Consider the following 5,832-nt stretch of genomic DNA (forward strand, 5'->3'; position numbering starts at 1 on the left):
CTCACACCCTGCTTAGTCGGGTTCGACTTGGCAGACTTGGAGTGATTTCACAAGTAAGGAGCGAGCGAATGCTTCGCTCTTATCCTTACTTGCTCCAATCATCCAAGCCTGAACGCCAAGTCTCACACCCTTTTTTAACAAATACAAAGCTTTTGCCTGTGCTATACTAAGAGTAGTTTATTTCAAGGAGGGATTGTGTTGGAATCCAATCAAAAACAATTGAGCGCTGCTTTCAAACAATCGAGCTCGAAGTTGGCGCTAGCCGCGGAGGGGATCTTGGTAGGGATCCTGGCTGGTTTAGGGGCGGTGGCTTACCGCTATATCCTGACTTATGCTGGGACCTGGCAGCAGGCTCTCTACCAGATGACGAATTTTCCTTGGCTAATTGGTCTTTTTTTATTTTTAGGGATAATGGGGGCCTTAACGGGTATTCTCGTCCAATTGGCGCCCCTGTCCAGTGGGTCTGGGATTCCCCAGGTGTCAGGCGAACTTTTGGGTGAGATGTCTATGCGGCCTCTGCCCACGCTCTTTTCTAAATATCTGGGGGGATTTATGGCCATGCTAGCGGGGATGTCCCTGGGGCGGGAAGGGCCATCTATCCAGATCGGGGCGGCAATCAGCAAGGCCTATACTAAATGGCGCAAGCATGGCGACCTGAGCCAGCGTATCCTTCTAACCTCGGGAGCCAGCGCCGGCTTGTCAGCTGCCTTCAATGCACCGATTGCCTCGACCCTTTTTGTGGTTGAAGAAGTCCATAAGAATATCTCCCCCTTTATTCTTATTCCTGCTCTCTTGGCATCCATCAGTGCCGACCTGGTATCCAAGTGGGTCTTTGGCTTGACCCCATCCTTTGCGATCAAAATGGACCAACTTCTTCCCCAAACTAGTTATTACTTAATTATTATCCTGGGTCTTGTGACAGCCCTAGTGGGGACGACCTTCAATCAGGTTCTTTTAGCGTTCCAGCGTTTTTTACAGAAGCACTTCCCAAATGTTGTGGTTCGGATTGCCCTAGGGTTTCTCTTAACGGGGCTTATTGTGTGGGCTTTCCCCGCCTTGGCGGGTAGCGGGCATGACTTGGTCTACCAGTATTTAGAGATGCCTTGGCCCCTTAAAAGCTTAATCCTAGTCCTCGTCGGAAAACTACTCTTCACCTGTTTCTGTTATGGGACTTCCACACCGGGCGGGATCTTCTTGCCCACCCTCGTGATGGGATGTTTGACTGGGGCAGCCAGCTTCCAAGTTTTCAGCCTATTTATCGATTTAGATCCTGATCTCTTAGCTAATTTTGTCGTTCTAGGCATGGCAGGGGTCCTGACGGCAGTCGTCCGTTCGCCACTAACTTCCATGGTTCTTGTCCTAGAGATGGTGGGGAGTTTGCAGAACTTCCTGCCTGTAGCCATTGTGGCCATCACAGCTTATCTGCTTGCAGAAGCCCTCAAGGTGGCCCCTATCTACGATAGCCTCTATGACCGTATGCGGCCTCTCCCCCAAGACCATAAAGAAAAGGAAGCCGCTATTTTGGAGTTTGATGTGCCCCTGACTTCTTCGCTAGCGGGGAAGAAACTAGCCGAACTGGACCTCCCCCAAGAAATTCTCATCGCTTCTATTGTGCGCGGTCGGGCCAGCCTTGTGCCTAAGGGGGCAACTACCATCCAAGCCAAAGACCGGCTCCTGATTGTGACCTCCAAGGATCATTTAGCAGCTACCAAGAAGCTTTTCCGAGAGGCTGCCAAGACCTAGGCCAAGTATTTTATAGAGACGAAACAATAATGTATCGCAAAAGAAAATAAGTAATGATTCGTCTAAAAGAACGAGCGCTTAGAAAGTGCTTGTTCTTTTTATTTGGCAAACATTTTATAAAAGGGTTGCTTAAGCAATGGTTGGCTTATGTAATTTTTAGGTAAAAGAAATGTAAATCTTTCATGAAAAATCCCCAGATGGAATAAAAATTTGCTAGGCTATAAGTGTCTAAAATTTTATGTTTTTAGACGATAAAATACGATTAATTGGAGGTATACTTGTAATGTTAGGAACTCAGACTTTGGTGGCCAATTTTTCTGTGACCGAGGACCTTGAAGCTCTTTACAAGCGAGCTAAACGTGTAAAGACGCTGAATCTTCGCGAACAGGTGGTCTATCTCCACTACCAAGCAGATGCTGACCGCAAGGCTGGTCGTACCTTGGTGGTATGTAGTGACGGGTCAATCTTTAGGACCCAATCAAAGCCGGAAATCCTGATCCAGAATTATAGCGAGCGGATGGCTAAGGAACAGTTCTTCCATCAGAAACTGACAAAGAAACCTTTTCAGCCTGTCGTGAGCGCGGATTTAATTTTTGTTCCTTTGAAATCTGTTAAGCGGGGTAGTCCTTCCTGGCTAGCTCTCCATCAGGTTTACCGTCTGCCTAACTTGAAGGAGAAGAGTCGCCACACCATTGTGGAGGGGATGACCAATATTCACCTAACCCTCGACGTGCGTCCTAGCCGTTTTATTCACCTGGTTAGACAGGCTTATTTAAGCTGGGTTTTTCTCAATATGTCGGTTCTCTTGCATACGCCTAAGCAGCCCCCTTATTTCAAAATAGAAGATTTAGAGAATAGTCACCTCTTCCAAAGAATGCTCTACACTGAAGCTTCTGACCAATTTAGTGAGCTCTACCAAACAGCTGAAGACATCCATAGGGAGCGTTACAGTGAACAGCTGGAGCTCTGGCATGAACGGGTCTTAGACTTTATCCATTAGATTAAAGTGTGCTATAGTAGGAGAGTATGACAAAAGTCGTTTAGGCCTGAATCAGCTAACGCTTACGATATCTGTAACTCGCTGCGCGTCGAACAGCTATAGCAACTGTCCGCGAATTATATCCAAGCCTTGAGCAAGGCTTGGATATAGTTCGAGGTTGAGGCTGCAAGAGCAGACTTGAAGTGACTTCACCCAATCGAAACGATCGGCTAAAGCCGCTCTTTTTCGTTTGGGCTCCAGTCATTCAAGTCTAACCGGTCTTGCTCTCACCCTGATAGTCGGGTTCGGTCGCGCAGAAGTGGCTCCTCTTCACAAAAATCCGCCGAAGACTTTCAGTCTTCTTTGACTCTTTGCTCCAGAGGTCCACTTCTAGCCGCGCTCCCTCTCACCCTATATGAAGTGGGTGTCAGGACTGACTTTTGGAACAGATTTTTGAAAGAAGTTTGTTATTAAAAAAGAGGATAGATCTTTTGTCCCAGACTCTATAGTGAAAGGAGGCTCAGCTATGGCAAAGAAGAACTACCAAGGCCCAGTGCGGCTCTCAGACTTATCCGGCGATCATGTGAAAAAACCCTCCGCTGATCAGGCTAAGAAAGCAAGTCAACAGAAGGCGAAGCCCCGCCAGGCTCAAGATTTGGTCCAAGCAGCGCAAGCACTGAAAGCCAAAAAAATAGATCAAAAACCGCAGCCTCCGCGAACAGACAATGACCAGGAAAAGTCTGAAGAAGCAGAGCTGTCCGGTGAAATCACCAAGATTGAAGCGCAAAAGCGGCGCAAACATCGCTTTAATATTTATCTCAACCAAAGCTATGCCTTTCCTGTAAGTGAAGCGACCCTGGTTAAGTTTGCTTTGGCCAAGGGTCAGGTCTTAAGTGCTGAGCGAGTAGCTGAGATCCAAGTAGCTGAAGCCGCTGCCCAGGCCTATCAGACAGCAGTGAATTATCTGAGTCATCAATTGCGTTCGGAGAAGGAGATCCGTCAACGGCTCCAGCGTGATGATTGGCCTGAAGGGGTGATTGACCAAACTATCCAGCGCTTAAAAGAACTGCGACTCGTCGATGACTTGGTTTATGGCCAGTCCTATACCCGGACGGCTATGCGCCTGCAGAAGAAGGGGCCCGGTCAAATTCAGCGCAAACTAAAGGAAAAGGGCCTCAGCGAGTCGACCATCCAACAAGCTCTGGAGGAGTATGATGACCAAACTGCCCAGGACAATATTGAAGAGCTGGCGGCTAAACGTTTGAAGCAACAAATGCGAAAATATGCCCAGCGCGATAGTGAACAGCGCACAGTGCGTTATTTGATGCAGAAGGGCTTCGATAGTGATGCAGCCAAGCAAGCGGTCCAAAGAGCGAGTCAAGACCTTGTTGATGACGATCTAGAAGATGATAAATTGGACCAGCAAGGCCAGAAGTACTGGCGCAAGTACCGCCGCCTAGACCCTAAAGAACGCTATTTTAAAGTCAAACAACAGCTTTACCGGAGGGGCTTTGAAGCAGGGGCGATTAAGCAATGGCTAGACCAAGTGATGGAGAAGGAAGAGGGATAATTTGCAGATACAAGACCATAAGCCCGAAGATTGGTTGGGGCGGAGTGCAATTGAAGACTTGGGCCCAGATATCCATGGCGTCCAAGTCTGGGGGCCTAAGACTAATGAGAAGTTTCAGACCGCTTTGCTGGATTGGTATGACCAACATGGCCGCAGCCTTCCTTGGCGCGAATCGAAATCAGCCTATGCCGTCTGGGTCTCTGAAATCATGCTCCAACAGACCCAAGTGGACACGGTTATCCCTTACTATCAGAACTTTATGCAAAAGTTTCCAGATGTTAAGGCTTTGGCTCAAGCTGAAGAAGCGGACCTATTAAAGGCCTGGGAAGGATTGGGTTATTATTCTCGGGTTCGCAATATGCAGGCGGCTGCCCAAACCATTATGGACGATTATGATGGTGGATTCCCCAGTGACTTAAAGGAAATCCAATCACTTAAGGGGATTGGTCCTTATACAGCAGGGGCCATCGCTTCGATTGCTTTCAATGTCGTGACACCAGCTATCGATGGCAATGCCATGCGGGTCTTCGCCCGGCTTTTTACAGTGAGCGCAGACATTGCCCAGGCTAAGAACCGGAAGATTTTTCAGGCATTGGGCCAGTATCTCGTGGATCCCAAACGTCCAGGTGACTTCAACCAAGCCATTATGGACCTAGGTTCGAGTTATCAAAGGGCCAAGGATCCTAATCCTGAAGCTAGCCCTCTAAGAGACTTCAACCTATCGACTTTAACGGGGACGACCTTGGATTATCCTGTCAAGAGTAAAAAAGCCAAGGCCAAGCATTACTACTATGATGCCTTGGTCTTGGAAGACAAGCTTGGACGTGTCCTGATCTGCCAGCGACCAGAGACAGGTTTGTTAGCCAAGTTGTGGACGGTTCCTTTGCTTGAACGCCAGCAGCCTGCTGAAAGCTCCGGTCAACTGGGCCCCCTTTTTGCTGACCAAGTGGCTGAAGATGACCAAGCCATTTATGACAACTTGCTTGCGGAGAGCCAAGCCCACTACCATGTCAGCCCCATCTTCTACAAGCGCCAGCTCGCCGAAGTCAAACACGTCTTCAGCCACCAAGTCTGGCATATACGGGTCTACCAAGGCCAGCTAAAGGAAGACGCTGACCAAGTCATCGACCGCCTATCCAAGCAAGGAGCCAGCAACTGGTCCTGGCTCAAACTCAGCGACATGACCCAACACGCCTTCCCCACCGTCCAAATGAAAATATGGCAAGCCTATGAAAAAAACAGGGTGTGAGCAAGAGCGCTTAGACTTGAATGACTGGAGCCCAAACGAAAAAGAGCGGCTTTAGCCGATCGTTTCGATTGGATGAAGTCACTTCAAGTTTGCTCTTGCGAACCCGACTAAAACAGGGTGTGAGACTTGGCGTCTAGGCTTGGATGATTGGAGCAAGTCAGAATAAGAGCGAAGCATTCGCTCGTTTCTGACTTGTGAAATCACTCCAAGCCTGCCAAGTTGAACCCGACTAGAACAGGGTGTGAGACTTGGCGCTTAGCTTTCGTTCACTGGAGCAAGTCGCCAGAGCAG

General features: G+C 48.6%; 4 protein-coding genes. All 4 read left to right on the forward strand.

Annotated features, from left to right (window positions below; translation table 11 throughout):
* Nucleotides 1-198 precede the first annotated feature (198 nt).
* The 4 genes from HMPREF2626_RS03045 to mutY all read left to right on the forward strand — a co-directional run bounded on the left by HMPREF2626_RS03045 (nucleotide 199) and on the right by mutY (nucleotide 5,541).
* Nucleotides 199-1,743: a ClC family H(+)/Cl(-) exchange transporter gene (locus HMPREF2626_RS03045; protein WP_070617280.1), complete on the forward strand. Its 1,545-nt coding sequence runs from the start codon at nucleotides 199-201 to the stop codon at nucleotides 1,741-1,743.
* 283 nt (nucleotides 1,744-2,026) lie between these two features.
* Nucleotides 2,027-2,743 (forward strand): hypothetical protein, encoded by a 717-nt coding sequence (locus tag HMPREF2626_RS03050; protein WP_070617282.1) that lies wholly within the window; start codon nucleotides 2,027-2,029, stop codon nucleotides 2,741-2,743.
* A gap of 505 nt (nucleotides 2,744-3,248) precedes the next feature.
* Complete coding sequence (gene recX / locus HMPREF2626_RS03055; RefSeq protein WP_083294316.1) at nucleotides 3,249-4,292, forward strand: recombination regulator RecX; 1,044 nt, start codon at nucleotides 3,249-3,251, stop codon at nucleotides 4,290-4,292.
* A gap of 1 nt (nucleotide 4,293) precedes the next feature.
* Nucleotides 4,294-5,541 (forward strand): A/G-specific adenine glycosylase, encoded by a 1,248-nt coding sequence (gene mutY / locus HMPREF2626_RS03060; RefSeq protein WP_070617284.1) that lies wholly within the window; start codon nucleotides 4,294-4,296, stop codon nucleotides 5,539-5,541.
* Nucleotides 5,542-5,832: the final 291 nt, after the last annotated feature.

This window comes from Aerococcus sp. HMSC062A02, assembly GCF_001809535.1.
In the GTDB taxonomy this organism is placed as follows: Bacteria; Bacillota; Bacilli; order Lactobacillales; family Aerococcaceae; genus Aerococcus.

Bases quoted from the DNA above. Each gene is read 5' to 3' on its own strand.
- recX (WP_083294316.1), top strand. From the start codon at position 3,249: ATGGCAAAGAAGAACTACCAAGGCCCAGTGCGGCTCTCAGACTTATCC.
- HMPREF2626_RS03050 (WP_070617282.1), top strand. From the start codon at position 2,027: ATGTTAGGAACTCAGACTTTGGTGGCCAATTTTTCTGTGACCGAGGAC.